General features: G+C 70.0%; 17 protein-coding genes and 1 pseudogene. 9 read left to right on the forward strand and 9 right to left on the reverse strand.

What is annotated here, in order from left to right; all coding sequences use genetic code 11:
* The first annotated feature begins 240 nt into the window (after positions 1-240).
* From ACFWA7_RS12970 to ACFWA7_RS13000, 7 genes are all read left to right on the forward strand, one after another.
* The gene (locus ACFWA7_RS12970) at positions 241-1407 is read left to right on the forward strand and encodes a mandelate racemase/muconate lactonizing enzyme family protein (protein WP_385822785.1); all 1167 of its coding nucleotides are present in this window, start codon (positions 241-243) and stop codon (positions 1405-1407) included.
* A 34-nt stretch (positions 1408-1441) separates the two neighbouring features.
* The gene (locus ACFWA7_RS12975; protein WP_385541271.1) at positions 1442-2494 is read left to right on the forward strand and encodes a zinc-binding dehydrogenase; all 1053 of its coding nucleotides are present in this window, start codon (positions 1442-1444) and stop codon (positions 2492-2494) included.
* A 193-nt stretch (positions 2495-2687) separates the two neighbouring features.
* Entirely contained in the window at positions 2688-3683 is a 996-nt protein-coding gene (locus ACFWA7_RS12980; RefSeq protein WP_385822787.1) for a hypothetical protein, read from the forward strand.
* Positions 3683-4813: a multiple monosaccharide ABC transporter substrate-binding protein gene (gene chvE / locus ACFWA7_RS12985; RefSeq protein WP_385822789.1), complete on the forward strand. Its 1131-nt coding sequence runs from the start codon at positions 3683-3685 to the stop codon at positions 4811-4813. Before ACFWA7_RS12980 ends, chvE begins: the two co-directional genes overlap by 1 nt.
* Before the next feature lie 11 nt (positions 4814-4824).
* On the forward strand, positions 4825-6381 hold the full coding sequence (gene mmsA, locus ACFWA7_RS12990; RefSeq protein ID WP_385541288.1) for a multiple monosaccharide ABC transporter ATP-binding protein: 1557 nt from the start codon (positions 4825-4827) through the stop codon (positions 6379-6381).
* A gap of 6 nt (positions 6382-6387) precedes the next feature.
* Positions 6388-7623, forward strand: coding sequence for a multiple monosaccharide ABC transporter permease (mmsB, locus tag ACFWA7_RS12995; RefSeq protein ID WP_385541265.1), 1236 nt, complete (start codon positions 6388-6390; stop codon positions 7621-7623).
* 31 nt (positions 7624-7654) lie between these two features.
* Entirely contained in the window at positions 7655-8803 is a 1149-nt protein-coding gene (locus tag ACFWA7_RS13000) for an aldose epimerase family protein (protein ID WP_385541263.1), read from the forward strand.
* A 29-nt stretch (positions 8804-8832) separates the two neighbouring features.
* On the opposite strand, the gene ACFWA7_RS13005 is transcribed toward ACFWA7_RS13000, so the two are convergent.
* From ACFWA7_RS13005 to ACFWA7_RS13030, 6 genes are all read right to left on the reverse strand, one after another.
* A complete protein-coding gene (locus ACFWA7_RS13005) occupies positions 8833-9675 on the reverse strand; it encodes an SMP-30/gluconolactonase/LRE family protein (RefSeq protein WP_385541261.1) in 843 nt (280 codons plus the stop codon).
* Positions 9672-10442 (reverse strand): IclR family transcriptional regulator, encoded by a 771-nt coding sequence (locus ACFWA7_RS13010; protein ID WP_385541259.1) that lies wholly within the window; start codon positions 10440-10442, stop codon positions 9672-9674. The genes ACFWA7_RS13005 and ACFWA7_RS13010 overlap by 4 nt, the downstream gene beginning before the upstream one ends.
* 113 nt (positions 10443-10555) lie before the next feature.
* Positions 10556-11203 carry a carbonic anhydrase gene (locus tag ACFWA7_RS13015; protein ID WP_385541257.1) on the reverse strand — a complete coding sequence of 216 codons (648 nt, stop codon included), beginning with the start codon at positions 11201-11203 and terminating at the stop codon, positions 10556-10558.
* 125 nt (positions 11204-11328) lie between these two features.
* The gene (locus tag ACFWA7_RS13020) at positions 11329-12117 is read right to left on the reverse strand and encodes a class I SAM-dependent DNA methyltransferase (RefSeq protein WP_385541255.1); all 789 of its coding nucleotides are present in this window, start codon (positions 12115-12117) and stop codon (positions 11329-11331) included.
* 94 nt (positions 12118-12211) lie between these two features.
* Positions 12212-12571, reverse strand: coding sequence for a hypothetical protein (locus ACFWA7_RS13025; RefSeq protein ID WP_385541253.1), 360 nt, complete (start codon positions 12569-12571; stop codon positions 12212-12214).
* Positions 12572-13066: 495 nt separating this feature from the next.
* Complete coding sequence (locus tag ACFWA7_RS13030; protein ID WP_385822791.1) at positions 13067-14140, reverse strand: YncE family protein; 1074 nt, start codon at positions 14138-14140, stop codon at positions 13067-13069.
* 147 nt (positions 14141-14287) lie between these two features.
* Between ACFWA7_RS13030 and ACFWA7_RS13035 the strand changes: the two are divergent.
* Positions 14288-15172: pseudogene (locus tag ACFWA7_RS13035) on the forward strand (LysR family transcriptional regulator); the annotation flags it as partial.
* Positions 15173-15370: 198 nt separating this feature from the next.
* Here ACFWA7_RS13035 and ACFWA7_RS13040 read toward each other — a convergent pair.
* Positions 15371-15739: a VOC family protein gene (locus ACFWA7_RS13040; RefSeq protein WP_385541248.1), complete on the reverse strand. Its 369-nt coding sequence runs from the start codon at positions 15737-15739 to the stop codon at positions 15371-15373.
* 442 nt (positions 15740-16181) lie between these two features.
* Between ACFWA7_RS13040 and ACFWA7_RS13045 the strand changes: the two genes are divergently transcribed.
* Positions 16182-18404 (forward strand): polysaccharide lyase 8 family protein, encoded by a 2223-nt coding sequence (locus tag ACFWA7_RS13045; RefSeq protein WP_385822793.1) that lies wholly within the window; start codon positions 16182-16184, stop codon positions 18402-18404.
* A gap of 17 nt (positions 18405-18421) precedes the next feature.
* Here the strand turns inward: ACFWA7_RS13045 and ACFWA7_RS13050 are convergent, their stop codons facing one another.
* A complete protein-coding gene (locus ACFWA7_RS13050) occupies positions 18422-19288 on the reverse strand; it encodes an SDR family oxidoreductase (protein WP_385541245.1) in 867 nt (288 codons plus the stop codon).
* Between the two features lie 109 nt (positions 19289-19397).
* Positions 19398-20180 (reverse strand): oxidoreductase, encoded by a 783-nt coding sequence (locus ACFWA7_RS13055; protein ID WP_385541243.1) that lies wholly within the window; start codon positions 20178-20180, stop codon positions 19398-19400.
* Positions 20181-20225 lie beyond the last annotated feature (45 nt).

The raw sequence follows: 20225 nt of genomic DNA on the forward strand, positions 1-20225 counted from the left end.
GGACAGTGTTCTGCATTTCGTCGCGACTGCGCCGCCGGGAGCATTCCGCTTTCCCCGCCCCCGCGTCAACACCCGGGGCGACACCGGGCCGTTACCGAGGGCGACGAGCGACACCGGCTGCGGAACGGTTCCCGCGCGACCCATTGACACCCGCGACCGCACGTTATTACCGTCACGCCAACATTTCGAACGTGTGACGAAATATCGAACGTCATGGCCGCAGCCTCGGGAGCAATTGCCTTGCGAATCACGGGAATCAGCACTCACGTCGTCGGGACTCCCTGGCGCAACCTCACCTACGTCCAGGTCCACACCGACGAGGGCCTCACCGGAGTCGGCGAGACCCGGATGCTCGGCCGCACCGACGCGCTCCTCGGCTATCTGCGCGAGGCCGAGGCCAACCACATCGCCGGATCGGACCCGTTCGCGATCGAGGACCTCGTGCGCAGGATGAAGTACGGCGACTACGGGCGGGCCGGCGAGATCGTGATGTCCGGCATCGCGGTCGTCGAGATGGCGTGCTGGGACATCAAGGGCAAGGCGCTCGGCGTCCCCGTATGGCAGCTGCTCGGCGGAAAGGTGACGGACCGGGTCAAGGCGTACGCCAACGGCTGGTACACCACCGAGCGCACCCCCGAGGCCTACCACAAGGCGGCCCGGGCGGTCGTCGAGCGCGGCTACCGGGCGCTGAAGATCGACCCGTTCGGCACCGGCCACTTCGAGCTCGACCACCAGCAGACGCGGTACGCCGTGTCGCTGATCGAGGCGGTGCGGGACGCGATCGGCCCCGACACCGAGCTGATGCTGGAGATGCACGGGCGGTTCTCGCCGTCCACGGCGGTGCGCCTGGCCCGCGATCTCGCACCGTTCCAGCCCGCCTGGCTGGAGGAGCCGGTGCCGCCGGAGAACCTCAAGGCCCTGGAGAAGGTCGCCGCCAAGGTGGACATCCCGGTCGCGACCGGTGAACGCATCCACGACCGCATCGAGTTCAGGGAGTTGTTCGAGTCGCAGGCCGCCGACATCATCCAGCCCGACGTGGGCCACATCGGCGGCATCCTGGAGACCCGCAAGCTCGCCGCCACCGCCGAGGCGCACTACATGCTCGTCGCACCGCACAACGTGGGCGGCCCGGTGCTCACCGCCGCGAGCCTCCAAGTGGCGGGCTGCACCCCTAACTTCAAGATCCTGGAGCACTTCAACGACTTCGCGGACGCGGAGATCAAGAAGGTCGTCAAGGGCGCCCCCCAGGTGGTCGACGGCTACTTCGAGCTGCCGCAGGCCCCGGGGCTCGGCGTAGAGCTCGATGTGGACGCGGCCGCCGAGTTCCCCCAGCAGCAGGCCCGGTTCGACCTGTGGGCGGAGGGCTGGGAGAAGCGCGCCCCCAAGGCCTCGGGAGCGGCGGGATGAGCGAGCGCGCGAGCGAGGCGTCCGGGGCGGGTTCATGAGCGGCGGCACGCCCGGGAATCCCGGCGGCGGCCGGGCGACCAGCCGTGCGATCGTCGTCGACGCGCCCGGCGCCCACCGCCTGGTCACCGGGCCGCGCCCGGGGCCCGGCCCCGGCGAGGTGCTCATCCAGGTGGCCGCCGCCGGGATCTGTCTGAGCGACCGCGAGGTGTACGACGGCCACCGCGCCCCGGGCTATGTGCGCTACCCCGTCACACCGGGCCACGAGTGGTCCGGGACCGTGGTCGCGGCCGGATCCGGCGTCGATCCCGCGCTGGTGGGGCGCAAGGCGGTGGCCGAAGGGTTCCGTTGCTGCGGGACCTGCGAGCGGTGCCGGGCCGGGGACACCTCCCTGTGCTCCGCCGCGTACGCGGAGACCGGCTTCACCCATCCCGGCGCCTTCGCCGACCACCTGGTGGTGCCCGCCCGGCTGCTGCACCCGCTGCCGGACGACGCGGACCTGCGCGGCGCGGCTCTGCTGGAGCCCGCCGCCGTGGTCGCCGCCGCCGTACGGGCAGGGGCGCCGGAGGCGGGCGAACGGGTCGCGGTGGTCGGCGCGGGAACGCTCGGGCTGCTCGCGGTCCAGTTCCTGGCCGCCTCGTCCCCCGGTGAGCTGGCCGTCGTCGACCCCCGGCTCGAACGGGCCGAGCTGGCCTGCCGCATGGGCGCGACCGAGGCCCGTACGCCCGGTCTCTCTCCCGAAGTGCACGGCCGCTACGACCTCGTCGTGGAGACAGCCGGTGCCCGCACCACCGCCGCCGACGCCTGCCTCCTCGCCCGGCGCGGGGGCCGGGTCGTTCTCACCGGGATGTTCGCCGAAGGCGCGCTGGGCATCGACCCGGTGCACCTCTCGGTGAGCCAGCTCACCGTGCGGAGCGTCTTCGGCGCCCCCTCCACCGCCTGGTCGTTCGCCGTACGGGCCTACAGCACGGGCCTCATCGACCCGGCGGAGCTGATCACGCACGAATTCCCGCTGGAGCGGTACGCCGACGCCCTCGCGCTGGTCGGAGGCGGTGACCCGAAGACCGGAAAGGTACTGCTGCGCCCCTGAGGCGCGACTTGGCGCCCAGCGGCCGCGGCACCTCCGCACACATATCTCCGCACACGTATCTCCGCACACCCAATGAACCGAACCTCGTTCGAAATATCGAACGAATCGGCCGACCTCGTCTCGCCCTCGCCTCTCTCGCCCTCGCCTCTCTCGACCTCATCTCTCGCGACCCTCTCGTACAAGGAACCCGCCTGTGACCGACGCACCAGCCACTGCCCCCGCCCCGGGCCCCGAAGGCCCCCGCCGCCCCGGCGAACCGGCCCTGGCGACACTGGGCCTGGCCGCCCCGCACGACAACCCCGCCGACTCCTCCCCGCACACGTTCCCCGACGGAGGCACCTGGCGCACCGAGATTCCCTCTGTCGAGGGCCCGGAGGCGCTCGCCGTCGTACTGAAGGAGTCGTCCCGTCTCGACGTGCCCGTCCACCGCGTCAGCCAGGGCAGCGGTGTGTGGATGCTCTCCGATGCCGAGATCACCGAGATGGTGGAGGGCTGCGCCGAGCGCGACATCGAGCTCTGCCTGTTCACCGGGCCGCGCGGCACCTGGGACACCGGCGCCTCCGCACGCAGCGACTCGGGCGGCGCGGGACTGCGCGCCCGTGGCCACGACGCGCTCGCCGGATGCGTCGAAGACGCGCTGCGGGCGGCCAAGCTGGGCGTGCGCTGCCTGCTCGTCGCGGACGAGGGTGTGCTCTGGAGCCTGCACCGGATGCGCGAGCGGGGCCTGCTGCCCGCCGACACCACCCTCAAGGTCTCCGCGCTGATCGGCCCCGTCAACCCGGCCTCGGTGGCCGTGTACGAGCAGTTGGGCGCCGACTCCGTCAACGTCCCCTCCGATCTGACGCCCGCTCACTTCACCGAGGTCCGGCGGGTGTCGAGGGTCCCGCTCGACCTCTATATCGAGGCGCCCGACGACCTCGGCGGCTATGTGCGGATGTACGAGGCGGGCGAGCTGATCCGCCGCGCCGCCCCGCTCTACCTCAAGTTCGGCCTCTCCCGGGCGCCCGGCATCTACCCCTACGGCGCCCACCTGCGCGACACCGCCCTGGGCACCGCCCGCGAGCGGGTGCGCCGGGGCCGGCTCGTCCTCGATCTGCTCGCCCGCCTCGGCGCCGACGGCGGTATGTCCCCGCTCGGCTCCCGCCTCCCCGGCCCCCTGAACCGCTTCCCCGCGAACCCGAAGGACTGATGACCATGCGCCGCACCCGACCAGCCGCACTCGCACTCGCACTCGCCGGAATCCTTTCCCTCACCCTCACCGCCTGCGGTCAGGACAGCGAGGGCGGCGGCAAGGCGACGCCCAAGGGCGGCAAGGGAGCCACGATCGGCATAGCGATGCCGACCAAGTCGTCGGAGCGCTGGATCGCCGACGGGAACAACATGGCCGCGCAGTTCCGGGCGCTCGGATACAAGACCGACCTCCAGTACGGAGAGGACAGCGTCGACCAGCAGGTCGCCCAGGTCGAGAACATGATCACCAAGGGGGTGGACGCCCTGGTGATCGCGGCGATCGACGGACGGGCGCTCGGCGACGTCCTCAAGCAGGCCGCCGACCAGCACATCAAGGTGATCTCCTACGACCGCCTCATCCTCGGCTCCCCGAACGTCGACTACTACGCGTCGTTCGACAACGAGAAGGTCGGGGTGCTCCAGGCCACGTACATCATCGACAAGCTGGGCCTCAAGGACACCCCACAGGGCAGCGGCAAGCAGGGCCCCTTCAACGTCGAACTGTTCGCCGGCTCCCCCGACGACAACAACACCCGCTACTTCTTCCAGGGCGCCCTCAAGACGCTCCAGCCGTACATCGACAAGAAGCAGCTCGTCGTGCGCAGCGGCCAGACCCGCCTCAACCAGGTGACCACGCTTCGCTGGGACGGCGCCACCGCGCAGAAGCGCATGGACGACCTCCTGACGAAGGCGTACTCCACCGAGCGCGTCGACGCCGTCCTCTCGCCGTACGACGGGATCTCGATCGGCATCCTGTCCGCCCTGCGCTCCGGCGGCTACGGAACCACCGCCAAGCCGTACCCGGTCGTCACCGGGCAGGACGCCGAGGTGGCGTCCGTGAAGTCGATCATCGCGGGAGACCAGGCCCAGACGGTCCACAAGGACACCCGCGCGCTGGCCAAGCAGGCCGTACAGATGGCCGACGCGGTGCTCACCGGAAAGACGCCCCAGGTCAACGACACCAAGACGTACGACAACGAGAAGAAGGTCGTGCCGGCCTTCCTCCTCGACCCGGTCAGCGTCGACAAGTCCAACTACCGGGCCACGCTGGTCGATTCGGGCTACATCAAGGCGAGTGACCTGAAGTGAGCACCCCGGACATGGGGGCGCCCGTTCTTGAGATGCGCTCCATCGTCAAGACGTTTCCCGGCGTCCGGGCGCTCTCCGACGTATCCCTCACCGTCGCGCCCGGTGAGGTGCACGCCGTCTGCGGCGAGAACGGTGCGGGCAAGTCCACCCTGATGAAGGTCCTCAGCGGCGTTCACCCGCACGGGAGTTACGAGGGCGACATCCTCTTCCGGGGCGAGCCCTGCGCGTTCAAGGACATGAGGGCCAGCGAGGCGCGCGGCATCGTCATCATCCACCAGGAGCTGGCACTCGTCCCCTATCTCTCCATCGCCGAGAACATCTTCCTCGGCAACGAGCACGCCAGGCGCGGGATCGTGAGCTGGGGCGAGACGCTCAAGCACGCGGCGCGGCTGATGAAGAGGGTGGGCCTGCGCGAGCATCCGCAGACCAGGGTCGCGGACATCGGGGTCGGCAAGCAACAGCTCGTGGAGATCGCCAAGGCCCTCTCCAAGGAGGTCCGGCTGCTCATCCTGGACGAGCCGACCGCCGCGCTCAACGACGAGGACAGCGCCCATCTCCTCGGCCTCATCCTGGAGCTGAAGGCCCAGGGCATCGCCTCGATCATCATCTCGCACAAGCTCAACGAGATCGCGGCGGTCGCCGACTCGGTGACCGTCCTGCGGGACGGCAGAACCATCGAGACCCTCGACGTGAAGGCTCCGGAGACCACCGAGGAGCGCATCATCCGGGCCATGGTCGGCCGCGACCTCGACCACCGCTTCCCCGAACGCACCCCCTACGCGGGCGACCCGGGCGCCCATCCTGCCCTGGAGGTCCGGGACTGGACCGTCCACCACCCCATCGACCAGCAGCGCAAGGTCGTCGACGACGTCAGCCTGCACGTCCGGCGGGGCGAGATCGTGGGCGTCGCGGGCCTGATGGGGGCGGGCCGCACCGAACTGGCCATGAGCGTCTTCGGCCGCTCCTACGGCCGGGGCATCAGCGGCACGGTGTGGAAGGACGGCCGCCGAATCCGTACGAAGACCGTCCCCGAGGCGGTGGGCCACGGCATCGCGTACGTCACCGAGGACCGCAAGCACTACGGCCTCAACCTCATCGACACCATCAGCCGCAACATCACCATGGGCGCCCTGGGCAAGGTGTCCCGGCGCGGGATCGTCGACGAGCACGAGGAGCGGCGGGTCGCCGAGTCGTACCGCACCTCCATGGGCATCAAGACGCCGACCGTCTTCGAGCCGGTCGGGCGCCTGTCCGGCGGCAACCAGCAGAAGGTCGTCCTCAGCAAGTGGATCTTCGCGGGTCCCGATGTGCTGATCCTCGACGAGCCGACGCGCGGCATCGACGTGGGCGCCAAGTACGAGATCTACACCGTCATCGACCAGCTCGCGGCCCAGGGCAAGGCCGTCGTCTTCATCTCCTCCGAACTGCCCGAACTCCTCGGCATGTGCGACCGCATCTACACCATGGCGGCCGGCCGGCTCACCGGCGAGGCCGACCGGGCGGACGCGACCCAGGAAGTGCTGATGCGCCTCATGACCACGAACGACATGACCACGAACAAGAGGTAGCCGAAAATGGGTCCGGTCACCACCGACGCCGCACCGAGCACCCCGAGGGCTCCCGAGCCTCCGCGCTCCCCGGCCGGGGCACTGCTCCTGGACGCGGCCCGCCGCAACATGCGCCAGTACGGGATGCTGGTCGCGCTCGGACTGATCGTCGTGCTGTTCCAGATATGGACCGACGGCGTCCTGCTCAAGCCCAACAACGTCACCAACCTGGTGCTCCAGAACAGCTACATACTCGTCCTCGCCATCGGCATGGTGATCGTCATCATCGCCGGTCACATCGACCTGTCCGTCGGCTCGCTGGCGGCCTTCGTCTCGGCGGCGTGCGCCGTGATGATGGTGGAACACCATGTGCCCTGGGTGCTCGCCCTGGCCGTCGCGCTCGTCATCGGCGCGGTCGCGGGCGCCTGGCAGGGGTTCTGGATCGCGTACGTCGGCATCCCGTCCTTCATCGTCACGCTCGCCGGGATGCTGCTCTTCCGGGGCGGCACCCAGATCCTGCTCGGATCCCGCTCCCTCGGCCCGTTCCCCGAGGGCTTCCAGAAGATCTCCACCGGATACCTCCCGGAGATCGGTCCCGACACCAACTACCATAATCTCACCCTGCTGTTGGGCCTGGCTCTGATCGCCGTCGTCCTGGTCCAGGAGGTGCGCTCCCGGCGGCGCGAGCAGGCGTACGAACTCGAAGTGCTCCCCCGTGGCCTGTTCCTCACCAAGTGCGTGGCGATGGTCGCCGCCGTCCTCGCCTTCACCCTCACCCTGGCCAGTTACCGGGGTGTGCCGGTGGTGCTGCTCCTGCTCGCCGCCCTGCTCATCGGGCTCGGCTTCGTGATGCGCAACGCGGTGGTGGGACGGCATGTGTACGCGCTCGGCGGCAACCAGGCGGCGGCGAAGCTCTCCGGCGTCAAGGACAAGCGGGTCACCTTCCTGGTCTTCGTGAACATGGGGGTCCTCGCCGCCCTGGCCGGTGTCGTCTTCGCGGCGCGTCTGAATGCGGGCACACCCAACGCGGGCGTCAACTTCGAGCTGGAGGCCATCGCGGCCGCCTTCATCGGCGGCGCCTCGATGAGCGGCGGCGTCGGAACGGTGCTGGGCGCGATCATCGGCGGCCTGGTGCTCGGCGTGCTCAACAACGGTATGTCGCTGGTCGGCGTCGGCACCGACTACCAGCAGGTCATCAAGGGTTTCGTCCTGCTGGCCGCGGTGGGCTTCGACGTCTGGAACAAACGCAAGGTCGGCTCATGACACATCATCACCTTCCGGAGGAGCAGTGGACATGAACACCAGCAGACGTACGGTGATGGCAGCGGGCCTGGCCACGGGCGTGGCCGCGACGAGCCTCGGCACGGCCCACGCCGCGCCGGGCCGCACCCCCACCAGGACGCTGTTCGGCACCCTGGCCGACGGCACCCCCGTACACCTGTGGACCGTCGCCAACGGAGGCGTCCGGCTACAGGTCCTCTCGTACGGCGGGATCATCCACCGCCTCGACGTACCCGACCGCCACGGCCGCCGGGCCAACATCGCGCTCGGCTTCGACAACCTCGCCGACTACGTCGCCAAGTCCCCGTACTTCGGCGGCCTCATCGGCCGCTACGGCAACCGCATCGCGGCAGGCAGGTTCACTCTCGACGGCCACACCTACCAACTGCCGCTCAACGACAGCGCGAACAGCCTGCACGGCGGCACCAAGGGCTTCGACAAGCAGATGTGGCACGTGGAGCCCTTCACCAGTGGCTCCGGGAAGGGCCTCGTGCTCTCCCGTATCTCGCCGGACGGCGAGATGGGCTACCCCGGGACACTCAAGGTCCAGGTCACCTACACCCTGACAGCGCGCGGCGAGTGGCGCATCGACTACTCGGCGACCACGGACCGGGCGACCGTCGTCAACCTCACCAGCCATACCTACTTCAACCTGGCGGGTGAGGGCAGCGGCCCGATCCACGACCACACCCTCGAACTGGCCGCCGCCCGCTTCACCCCGGTCGACGCGGGCCTCATACCGACCGGCGAACTGGCCCGCGTGTCAGGAACCCCCTTCGACTTCCGGCGTGCGAAGCCGATCGGCCGGGACATCCGCCAGGGCCATCAACAGCTCCTGTACGGCAAGGGGTTCGACCACAACTGGGTCCTGGACAAAGGCAGTACGCCGGACCCCGAGTACGCACTCACGCTCGCCGAGCCGCACTCCGGCCGGGTGATGAAGATGTACACCACCGAGCCGGCAATGCAGTTCTACAGCGGCAACTTCCTGGACGGCACCCTGGTCGGCACCTCGGGCCGCACCTACCGCCAGGGCGACGCCCTCTGCCTGGAGTCCCAGCACTTCCCGGACTCCCCCAACCACCCCGCCTTCCCGTCCACGGTACTGCGCCCGGGCGAGACGTACCGGACGTCGACCGTGCACGCCTTCTCGACGCGCTGAGGTGTCTGGATCCGGGTACCGCCTTCCCCTCAGCCGGCGAAGGCGGTACCCGGCATTCCGCGTCCCATACCGGGCAGCACCAGAAGCGACCCGGAGAGCGGGTGCGGCTGCCGCAGACCGGTCCGGGCCGTGGTGACGTACAGGTCGGTGAGGTCCGGGCCGCCGAAGGCACAGGCGGTGGGGCGGCGCACCGGCAGCTCGACGACCAGCCCGAGCGTGCCGTCCGGGTCGTAACGGCGTACCGCGGCCCCGTCCCAGAGCGCCACCCAGACGCAGCCGTCGGCGTCGACGGTGAGCCCGTCGGGAAAGCCGTCCTTGTTCTCGATCAGCGCGAACGGCCGTCTGCCGTGGCCAAGCCGGCCATCAAAATCAAAAACATCGATGCGCCGGGTCGGGCTGTCGACGTAGTACATGAGCCGCCCGTCCGGACTCCAGGCGGTGCCGTTGCTGACTGCCACCGGGCCGGGCAGCGCGGTGGCCGCGCCGTCGCCCGCGATCCGGGTGAGGGAGCCGCCACCGGGCGCCTCGTCGTAGCGCATCGTTCCCGCCCACAGGGCGCCGTCCGGCGCGACCGCCGCGTCGTTGCCGCGCCGCCCGGGCACGGGGTCCCGCAGCAGCCACGAGAAGGCGCCGTCGGGGCCGTAGAGCCCGATGCCGTCACGGAGGTTGACGACGAGGCCGCCGCCCGCGCGCGGCTTCGCGGCGCCGACGTGCTGCCCGGTCGCCATGACCGTACGCCGTCCGCTGCCCGGCTCGTACGTGTGGATCCGTGACGACAGGATGTCGACCCAGATCAGCCGTCCGGTCACCGGGTCCCAGGTGGGCCCCTCGCCCAGCTCGGCGTCTGCCCGCACCGCCACCTCGGGATTCATCGCACGCCCCGGTGGCCGAGCCGCACGGACAGATCGCCCGCGCCCTTCAGCGCCAGCTCGGCGAGCTCCGTCTCGCGCGCCTCGCTCCACCTGATCATCGGTACGGAGATGGACAACGCGGCGACGACCCGGCCCGCGCTGTCGCGTACAGGGGCGGCCACGCAGCTGACGTCGGGGTTGGACTCCCGGTGCTCGAACGCGGTCCCCCGGACCCGTATCTCGCCGAGCGCGGTGCGCAGGGCGGTGGGGTCGGTGATGCTGTCGGGGGTCATGGCGACGAGCTCGGCGCCGCCGATCCTGGCGTCGAGCTCCGCCTCCGGCAGCGAGGCGAGCAGCATCTTGCCCACGGAGGTGCAGTGGGCGGGGAGACGGCGGCCGGCCGCCGAGACCATGCGCACAGCGTGGGTGGAGTCCACTTTGGCGATGTAAATGACGTCGGTGTCTTCCAGGATCGCCACATGGACGGTCTCGTCGCACGTCTGGGCGACCTCGCGGGCCACCTGCCGCCCCTCGGCGGCGAGGTCCAGCTGCTCGGCGTACCGGCTGCCGAGCTGATAGGTGCGGACGCCGAGCCGGTAGCGTCCCGGCTGCTCGGGCGCCGCCACCAGGTAGGAGCGGGCGGCCAACGTGGTGACCAGCTCGTGGACCGTCGTACGCGGAAGCCCGAGCCTGCGCATGACGTCCGGCGCGGAGAGCGGCGCCTCGCTCTCCAGGAAGAGTTCCAGCACGTCCAGCGCCCTGGCCACCGCCGGCACGAGTCGCCCCATGGCCCGCCACCCACCCTCTATGTTCGAAACTCCGGTCAACGACCGGAATGACGAACACAGGCTAGCGACAGGTTGGTTCGGGGGGCAATGGGCGGGAGGGGCCGGGCGGGTGCTCAGCGCGTGCGTCCGGTGGACGCCGGCGCGGTCGGGATCCCGTGAGCGGTGACGAGGCGGGCGTTGCCTTCGGCGAGTTGGTACGCCAGGCCGACGACGCCGGTGTGGGCGGCGGCGACCTGGTCGGCGAGAACGCGGGAGCGGTCCAGGAGCAGGTCCACGGTGTGCAGTATGTGCGCGTCGATGAGGTCGCTGTCCGAGGTGAGACCGGCGGCGCGGGCGGCCAGCACGCTCGGGGTGACGCGCTCGACGACGTCCCGGACGTACCCGGCGGCGGGCAGCCCGTCCTCGACGGCGGCGCGGGCGGCCGCGACGGCACCGCAGGAGTCGTGCCCGAGGACCACGACGAGACGGCAGTCCAGCACGCTCGTGCCGTACTCGATGCTGCCCAGGACCTCCGGTCCCAGGACGTGCCCGGCCGTGCGGACCACGAACAGGTCACCGAGACCCTGATCGAAGATGATCTCGGCGGCCAGCCTCGAATCGGAGCACCCCAGCAGCACCGCGAAGGGCTTCTGCGCCGGGGCGAGCTCGGCACGCCGAGCTGCGTCCTGGTTCGGATGCGACGGTGCCCCGGCCACGAAGCGCCGGTTCCCGGCAAGCAGGGCGTCAAGAGCGTCGGAGGGAGAAACGGGAGTGGATGCCATGTCGGCAGACTCTACGAGGTGGGCGGCGGCGCGTGCACGGTGCGGGGCCGCACTGTGCACGCGCAGGTTGACGCGTCGGCCGCAGGCATGCCGCCCTTGCTGTCGGCTTTTGGCCGCCGCAAGTGTCAGGAAGCCCGGTGGGCCACACGGATCTTGGACTGGCCGTGCTTGCGTGTTTCCCAGTCGTCCATGAACCGCGCGGCCAGGCCGTGCCGCTCGGCGAGTGCGACGAGCGTGGAGGTGCGGTAGTAGAAGTCCTCGCGCAGTACCTGGTGTTCCGCGCCCTCCGTACGGTCGAAGGTGAAGTCGAAGAATCCGTCCGGCCGCAGGATACGTCCCACGTGCGCGAAGCACTCCTCGATGACCTCGATCGGTGAGTGCGAGAAGACGCTGTGGGCGTGAACCACATCGAAATGGGAATCCGGCAGAAAATCGAAGGTCAGGTTCTGGGTGATCGTCAGGTGTGGCAATTTCGCCTGGAGGCCGTGGGATGCCACGGTGGCCTTCGCCGCGATGAGAATGTCGGGGGATATGTCAATGCCGTAGTAGTGGCCCGCGTCCAGGAACTCGATGAACCGCCAGCCGGCCCGCAGGTTTCCACAGCCGATGTCCAGCATGCGCCGACCCGGGCTCAGTCCGTGTTCCCGCAGATAGTCGAACTGCATCTTGCCCAGCGCCAGCCAGCGGTCGTGCGTCTTGCTGCCGACGGCCGCCTCCGGACTGCGGGCGGCGTCGGAGGCCATCACGGCGCGGTAGTAGTCGACATGGTCGGGGTGCTTCAGGCGCAACCAGGTGTCTCTCGCCGTACGTTTGACGTGCGGTGCGATACGGGCCGGGTTGGAGATCGCGTAACGGATTCTGTGCGAAACACTCGACCTGTTGACCGAAACCGATCTGGCCTTCTTCTCAGGCATACGAGCCCTTCCGTGAGCGGAATCTACGGAAATGACTGTAGGCAGCGATCAGTTGGGACTCATCCCTCGTACGGCCGAACCCGATGGCTCCTCCTCAAGTGCCATATCCGTCGGAAGAAGGACGGGAGAAGGCGCACTGGGCGGCGGGCGGCCAGCACGGCAACACGACCTCGCAGCCGTTCAGCGCCCCGCTGCCGTCTGTACCGGTCCAGAAGACGGCCAGGCGGTGACGCCCGTGCTTCCAGTCCATCTGCGGCACCAGGGCAGGGGCGGCGATCCTGGTCTCGGGCCGGGTGTACACCGCGCCTATGGGGTCGGCGCCGGCCCGGACGGCCGCAGGACTGACGGGCACCACGTTGAGGTGGCCGGCGCCGTCGGTTCCGGTCCAGGCGATACAGACGGAGCCGCGGGACGATGCGAAGGCCGCGGGCCCGCGCGCTCGCAGATGCTCCACTGCCCCGATCTCACCACCACCGGAGTGTCCGTCGCCGGTACGTCCGAGTTCGTGAAGGCGAAGGAAAGGGCCCGTCGGAGGCCGTCCCATCCACACGGTGCCTTCCCAGCCCAGGCCCATGTTACGGACCGGGCCGCGCGGGCTGCCGAGGAAGGGCGGGGGGATCGTCTCACCGAAGTTGACCCCGCCGGCCTGGGCGAGGACGCCACGGCCGTACGGGTCGACCACGTTGCGGACCGGACGCCGGTGGCCGGACGCGCGTGCGGACCGGATCCCGTGCGCCCCGCCCCTGAGCCACTCACCCCCGTATCGGCACCGCCACCGTGGTCGCGGCCGGAACCGGGGATCGGTTATCCACCGGACCCGACCGCCGAGACCGACCCGGCTCCCTCCTCCCGTACGCGGGTCGCCCGCATCACTCCCCGCCGTCAACGGCGTTGGCGACGAGCAACGCGCTGCGGTCGGGGGCGCGAGCAGGCCGACCTCGACTCGGTCTCAGTCCGTACCCGGGATGTAGGCCAGCCCATGAGCACCAGGCTCGCCCGCCTTGGCGATGTCCAACCGGCTCAGCTCCCGCAGCGTCTCCAGGTCGACGATGTGAACGGTGGACGAGACGACGCAGGACACGTACGCGATCCGGCCGTCGGGCGACGACGTGATGGTCAGCGGGAAGAGCCCCACTTCGAGCTCGCCCAGGCGCTCGCGGGTGTCGGCGGAGAACACCGTGAGGCGGCCCGGCGCTTGGCGGCCGAGCCGGGACGCCGGGTCGGGCTCCATGCGCACTTCGCCCACCAGCAGCTTTCCCGTCGAGGTGAGGTGCACCGGCAGGACGACGCTGTCCGTGGGCAGGGTGTCGACGACGGACGCGGTCCGGGCGTCGATCACCTTGATTCCCGTTTCCGGCCGGTTCTCAGCGACGGAAAGGAAGGAACCGGCGTACGGCGAGGCGACGTAGGCGTACGCGCCATCGGCCGAAACGGCGAGTCCTTCACTGCCCGGCACCTCGACCTTCGCGGTGAGGACGCCCCGTTCGAGGTCGACCACCGACACGAACGGCGCTTCCTTGTTGGTGGCGTAACCCGTCCTCCCCGAAGGGTCGATGGCGAACCAGTGCGGGCCTGGTGCGTCCGTGTCGATCCTGCCCAGGGGCCGACGGGTCTCCGTGTCGATCACCACGACCCCGCCGGGGCGGTCCGCCGAGCCCTCCACACTGACGTAGAGACGACGGCGTGCCGTGTCCAACGCCAGCCCGTGCGGGCCGTGTTCCGGGGCAAGGTCGACGACTTCGACGATGCGGCGCGTGTCGGGGTCGATGACGGTCAGCTCGGTGCGTCGGCCGCCGTTCGCGTGGTAGTAGCCCGAGAGGTACGAGGTGGTGCACCACAGCAGGCGCTGCGTCGGGTCGAAGCACAACTCGTGGGGCTCGGCGAGGATGTCGATGGTCTCGATGTGCCGGTCGGAGGCGGCATCGAAGAACGAGACGGTCGGCCCGCTCTGACTGACCACTGCCAGTACGTCGCCGTCCCGACCGGCGCGGGGGGACTTGTGCGTGGAGGGCACAGAAGGCACAGAAGGCTCCTTGGAAGGGCGAAAAGGGGTGTCCCGCGACGCGTCTCGCGGATGTCTTCCACTCTCGCCACGGGAGGCCCCCGCAACAATGCAAGAATGAGCACCTAATCATTGACTCAGGCGTAAACACGCAGCTCAGGAGCATCATTGGATCTCAATCTGCTGCGAGCCCTGGATGCTCTGCTCCAGGAGAACAGCGTGACCCGCGCCGCCGAGCGACTCGGCACGTCACCCGCGGCCGCCAGCCGTACGCTTGCCCGGCTGCGGCGTGCCGTCGGTGACCCACTCCTGGTCCGCGCGGGGCAGGGGATGGTTCCCACCCCACGTGCCCTGGAACTCCGGGACGAGGTCAGCGCGTTGCTGCGCGGCTGCGACAACGTCCTGCGGCCCGGCGCCGGTTTCGACGCCGTGCATCTCCAGCGCACGTTCACCGTGCAGGCCACCGACCTGCTCCTGACGGGGCTGGCCGGGACCTTGACCGACCGGATCCACGCGGAGGCGCCACACGTGGACGTCGTCTTCCTGCCGGAGGCGATCGAGGGCGGACCGGCTCTGCGGCAGGGTTTGGTGGACGTGGAACTGGGCGTCCTCGGACATCTGGACCCGGAGATCCGCACCCAACACCTCACCGAGATGGCACTGGTGGGCATCGCCCGCAGCGGCCACTCCCTCTTCGACGGGCGGATCACCGCCCGCCGTTTCGCCGCGGCCGACCACATCGGCATCTCCCGGCTCGGCAAACGCCTCGGGCCCATCGACAGCGCACTCGCGGAACGCGGGCTGCGGCGCCGGATCGCGGTCGTCGTACCCAGCCATACGAGCGCGATGATGCTCGCCCGAACCACCGATTTCGTCGCGCTCACCCTGGCCGGCTGGCTCCCCGGCACCATCTCCGCGCTGGGGTTGCGCACCTTCCCCGTCCCCCTCGACCTGGCACCCCTGGAGCTGGGAATGGCCTGGCACCCGCGCAACTCGACCGACCCGGGGCACCGCTGGTTCCGCGACCACTTGGCGGCCGCGGTGCTGGCCCCGTACGGCACGGAGCCCGGCACGCAGCCCGGCACGCAGCCCGGCACGCAGCCCGGCACGCAGCCCGGCACGCAGCCCGGCACGCAGCCCGGCACGGAGTCCGGCACCAACCCCGGCACCAACCCCGGTACGGAGTCCGCCCCGAGGGACAGCCGGCCCCCGTCCCATCCCGCCCCCCGGTGAGGCAGACACCGTCGCCAATCAGCCGATGACCAGGCAGAAGGGATGCCCGGCCGGATCGGTGAAGACCCGCCACCTCTCCCCACCAGGCTGATGCTCCGGCTTGCCCGCGCCCAGCTCAAGCAGCCGGGCCTCGGCCTCGTCGAGATCGTCGACCTCGAAGTCCATGTGCATCTGCTGGGGAACGGTCTGCTCGGGCCAGCCCGGGGCCTGGTAGTCGTCGACCCGCTGGAAGCCGATGAAGAACCCGTCCGCACTGCTGAGACCGGCGAACTCGGCGTCCGACTTCGGGTGGGGTTCGAGGCCGGTGGCCTGTTGGTAGAACGCCGCCAGAGCCGGCGGATCGGGGCAGTCCAGCGTTATCGCGGTCAACTTCATCTTCAGAGGCATGGCAACTCCGGGCCGGCCGGTGGACTTTGGCAGCGATCATCCCATCCCCGCCCCCATGCGAGTACGGGGCGTCAAATGGCGGCCGCGCCTGCGTGAAGCATTGACGGGAACTTCATGCCGGAGCTACTTTGCCCCAGCCCGAAAGTCCCTGTATCTGGTCAACGTTCATGTATGTGACCTACGGCCGGGGCGCATTCGATGACGGTTTCCGACGTGAGGACAAGCGATGTCGCTTGATCGCCGAGACGTATTGCGATGCGGGGCAACCGCCGCCGCGGCAGCCGCTGTTCCGCTCCAGCCGGCCGCGCCAGCCGCGCCAGCGCCGGGGGCCGGGACTGGAGCCGGGGCCGGGGCCGGCACGGCGGACCACGCGAAGATCGTGGCGGCCTACCGGGAGCTCCAGATCGGCAGCAACCGGAGCTCCCCCAAGAGAAACCGGGCAGTGGCAGCCCTTGACCAGGTCGCGCTCGGCTACGACGCGGCCATGAACGTCGCCGCCGACCAGCTCTGGCCGGACCTTCCGGTCGGCCCGGGCAGCACCTACTTCCCCTCGATGTACTACCGGCTGCGGACCATCGCCGTGGACTGGGCCACCCCCGGATCCGCACTCTCGGCCCGGCCGGAGGTGCCCGAACGCATCGTCACCGCGCTCAACACCCTCTACCGCACCCAGTACAACGAGAACACCGCCGAGATCGGCAACTGGTACTCGTACGAGATAGGTGTGCCGTACTGGCTGCTCCAGACCGTCGTGGCGCTCGGCGACCGGCTGCCCGCCGCCGACCGGGAACGCGTCCTGCGCCCGGTCCTCCGCTTCGTCGCCGATCCCAACCACCGCACCTCCTCCCCCGCCGTGGTGGAAACGGGCGCCAACCGCGCGGACAAGGCGCTCATCGCCGTGGTGTCCGGCGCGCTCGCCGCCGACTCCGCCCGGGTCGCCGTCGGGATCGCGGCCGTCACCGACACGGCGGGCGGCGGCGCGGCGGACCTGACCCGGCGCACCACCCAGGGCGACGGCTACCACCCCGACGGCTCGTTCATCCAGCACGACGTGGTGCCCTACCCCGGCCACTACGGGCTGGTCCTGCTCAGTGCGGTCGCCGCCCTGACGTATGTCACCCATGGCACCGCGACCCAGCTCGCGCCCGCCGTGCGGGAGAAGTTCGAGCAGGTCGTCACCGATGTGCACGCGCCCTTCCTGTTCGCCGGGTCGATGATGGAGACGGTGCGCGGCCGGATGCTGTCCCGCCAGGGCGAGACCGGGCACGACGCGGGCCATCAGTTCATCGCCGCGGTGGTGCTGCTGGCGAGGACCGCCGCCGGGCCGGCCCGGACCCGGTTCTCGCAACGCGCGGCGCGCTGGATCGCCGAGGGCACCTGGGCCCCGTACCTCGACGTCTCGAACGTGGGCCGGTTCGCGGGCGGCCTCCAGCCTGTAGGCGTGCCCGAGGTCGAGTTCGCCGAGCAACTGCCCGCCGTACGAGGGGATCTGACCGGCACGGCAATGCACCGGACGTTCCCGCAGATGGACCGGATGGTGCACGTCACGGACCGCTGGTCGGCCTCGCTCGGCACCGGGTCGACGCGCATCTGCCGCTACGAGTCCATCAACGGCATGAACCTGCACGGCTGGTACACGGGCGACGGTGTGCTTTACACCTTCCTGCCCCAGCAGCAGGGCCACTACAGCGACGCCTACTGGCCGACGGTCGACGCCACGCTCCTGCCCGGTGCCACAGTGAAGGAAGCGTCCCCGCCGCCGCTGCTCGCCGACCCGCCGCGCACCAGCCGTTCGTTCGCGGGCGGCGCGCGCTTCGACCACCAACACGGCCTCCAGTCACTGGACTTCGTGTCACAGGACGGCACCCTTTCCGCCAAGAAGTCGTGGTTCTTCACCCCCGATGCGGTCATCTGCCTGGGCGCGGCCATCACCGACTCCTCCAGCGCCCCGGTCCGTACGGCGATCGAGAACCGCAATGTCGGCGAGAACGGCACCGCCGCCCTGCTCATCGACGGCCGCCGTGACACCTCGCCGCTCGGCCACACCACGGTCGTGCCCCACGCGCGCTGGCTGCACCTGGACGGTACGGCCGGGTACGTACTCCTCGACGGCTACGACAAGAAACCGCTCACGCTGCTGCGCGAGGACCGCACCGGCACATGGCTGGGCATCGACACCGGCGCCAACACGCACGGCACCTCCGACCCGTACACCCGCCGCTACCAGAAGATCGTGCTCGACCACGGGAGCCGCCCCACCGGAGCGAGCTACGCCTACGCCGTGCTGCCGGGCGCCTCACCCGCCCGGACGCGCCGGGCCGTCGGCCGTTGGAAGGTGCTGTCCAACTCGGCCCAGGCGCAGGCGGTCCGGCTCGACGGACAGCTGACCGCCGCGTCGTTCTTCACCGCCGGCGCTGTCGACCGGGTGCAGGTCTCCGGGCCCGCCACCGCGCTGTGGGGCCGTACTCACAAGGGCTGGACCTGCGCCCTCGCGGACCCGGCCCAGACCCAGAGCACCGTGCGCGTCACGGTCAAGTCCGCCCACCACCGCCTCGTACACGCGGATCCCACCGTCACCGTGGTCGCCACCCGCCCCGAGCTGGTGGTGGACATCAAGGTGGCGGGGTCGTTCGGCGCGACCCACTCCTTCACCGTCGCCAGGTAGTCCTCTCGGCTACGAGGTCATCGGCCTTCGGCAGCTCCCGCCGGTAGGGCGTGTTCGGCGGCACGGCTGACGTGTTCCCACGCGGCCCAGGTGTCCATGCGCTTGCGGGAGATGTCGAAGGCGAGGTCGTAGACCATGCTGCCCAGCAGCAGGCGCAGCGGCGGCTCGTCGCTGTCGACGAGCTTGAGCAGCGCCTCGGCGGCGAGTTTCGGGGCGCTGTCGATGGAGCCCTCGGCGAACTGCTTCTCCAGCTCCGCCCGCAACGGGGCATACTCCTCAAGGGCAGTTGTGCTGTGCATCGCGCTGTAGAGGCCGGTCCAGTAACCGCCGGGCTGGACGATGCTCACCTTCACCCCGAAACCGGCCGCCTCCATGGCCAGTGCCTCGCTCATACCTTCCAGGGCGAACTTGCTGGCGCTGTAGATCCCGGTGCTGGGGAAGCCGGCCAGCGCGCCGATGCTGGAGATCTGGACGATGTGCCCGGAACCCTGCTCGCGCAGAGTGGGCATCACCGCCTGGCTCACCCACATCGCGCCGAAGAAGTTGATGTCCATCTGGGCACGGGCCTCGGCTTCGGTGAACTCCTCGATCATGCCCATCGACAGCAACCCCGCGTTGTTGACGACGATGTCGAGCCGCCCGAAGTGCGCGACCGCCTCGGCCACGGCGGTGAACGCCGCGTCCCGATCGGTCACATCAACCGTGAGGGGCAGGACCCGCCCGGGGTGGGCGGCCGCCAGTTCCTCCAGCGACTGGGTACTGCGTGCCGCGGCCACGACACGGTCGCCCGCGGCCAGCGCCGCCTCGGCGAAGGCACGACCGAGGCCGCGGCTGGCGCCCGTGATGAACCACACGCGGTCTGTCTTACCGGCTGACGTGCGCATACGCGTTGCTCCTCACCTGACACGAGACGCAACGTCTCGCTTGATGCGGCAACTATGCCCCCGCCCGGCGCCCCAGTCAAGACGGACCGTCTCGTCTGCTTCGTACGCCTCACACCGTCTTGATGCCGCCGCCCTCAACGACGTAGTCGGCGCCCGTGATGCTGGCCGCACGGTCGGAGGCAAGGAACGCGACGACGGCCGCGACCTCGTCGGGCTCGACCATGCGGCCGGTGGTCATACCCATCGCCGCGGGCACGGCGGACACGAAGTCGCGGTGCCCGACGCCGTTCGCCTCGGCGAGGCGGGCGCCGAAGCTGTCGTCGTCCTCCCACATGCCCGTACGCGTCGGGCCGGGAGAGACGGTGTTCACCCGTACGCCCCGCGGCCCGAACTCCTCGGACAGCGCCTTGCCGAACGCATTGAGCCCCGCCTTCGCGGCGCCGTACTCGATTGGGCCCGTGCCCGGCAGACGGGCGGACATCGACGATATGTTCACCACCGAACCGCGCCGCTCCAGGATGCTCGGCAGCAGTCGGCGGGTGACCCGGACCGTCCCGAAGAGGTTGACCTCGAAGCTCTGCTCCCACAGGGCGTCGTCGGTCGCGAGGAACCCGTCCAGGGTGAAGGCGTCTCCGCCGCCGAGGTTGTTGACGAGGATGTCCACACCGCCGAGCGCCGCGAGTGCCTGCGCCCCCAACTCCTCGGCGCCTTCGGGCGTACTCAGGTCGACCGCGACCGGGTGGGCGCCGGCCTCCTTCAGTTCGGCGGTGATCGTGCGGGCCGCGCCGACCACCCGTACACCCTCCGCGATGAGCTGCCGCGTGATCGCGAGACCGACACCTCGGCTTGCTCCGGTGACGACCGCGGTCTTCCCGGCGAGATTGAGCTCCATGACCCACCCCTCAAAGGTTTTTTGAACTAGAGGTACAAAATAATT

It is taken from the genome of Streptomyces sp. NPDC059994, assembly GCF_042737755.1.
Classification (GTDB): domain Bacteria; phylum Actinomycetota; class Actinomycetes; order Streptomycetales; family Streptomycetaceae; genus Streptomyces.

Coding starts and splice junctions, on each gene's coding strand:
- ACFWA7_RS12975 (WP_385541271.1), top strand. CDS start 1,442: ATGAGCGGCGGCACGCCCGGGAATCCCGGCGGCGGCCGGGCGACCAGC.
- chvE (WP_385822789.1), top strand. CDS start 3,683: ATGACCATGCGCCGCACCCGACCAGCCGCACTCGCACTCGCACTCGCC.
- mmsA (WP_385541288.1), top strand. CDS start 4,825: ATGGGGGCGCCCGTTCTTGAGATGCGCTCCATCGTCAAGACGTTTCCC.
- mmsB (WP_385541265.1), top strand. CDS start 6,388: ATGGGTCCGGTCACCACCGACGCCGCACCGAGCACCCCGAGGGCTCCC.
- ACFWA7_RS13000 (WP_385541263.1), top strand. CDS start 7,655: ATGAACACCAGCAGACGTACGGTGATGGCAGCGGGCCTGGCCACGGGC.
- ACFWA7_RS13005 (WP_385541261.1), bottom strand. CDS start 9,675: ATGAATCCCGAGGTGGCGGTGCGGGCAGACGCCGAGCTGGGCGAGGGG.
- ACFWA7_RS13010 (WP_385541259.1), bottom strand. CDS start 10,442: ATGGGGCGACTCGTGCCGGCGGTGGCCAGGGCGCTGGACGTGCTGGAA.
- ACFWA7_RS13015 (WP_385541257.1), bottom strand. CDS start 11,203: ATGGCATCCACTCCCGTTTCTCCCTCCGACGCTCTTGACGCCCTGCTT.
- ACFWA7_RS13020 (WP_385541255.1), bottom strand. CDS start 12,117: ATGCCTGAGAAGAAGGCCAGATCGGTTTCGGTCAACAGGTCGAGTGTT.
- ACFWA7_RS13040 (WP_385541248.1), bottom strand. CDS start 15,739: ATGCCTCTGAAGATGAAGTTGACCGCGATAACGCTGGACTGCCCCGAT.
- ACFWA7_RS13050 (WP_385541245.1), bottom strand. CDS start 19,288: ATGCGCACGTCAGCCGGTAAGACAGACCGCGTGTGGTTCATCACGGGC.
- ACFWA7_RS13055 (WP_385541243.1), bottom strand. CDS start 20,180: ATGGAGCTCAATCTCGCCGGGAAGACCGCGGTCGTCACCGGAGCAAGC.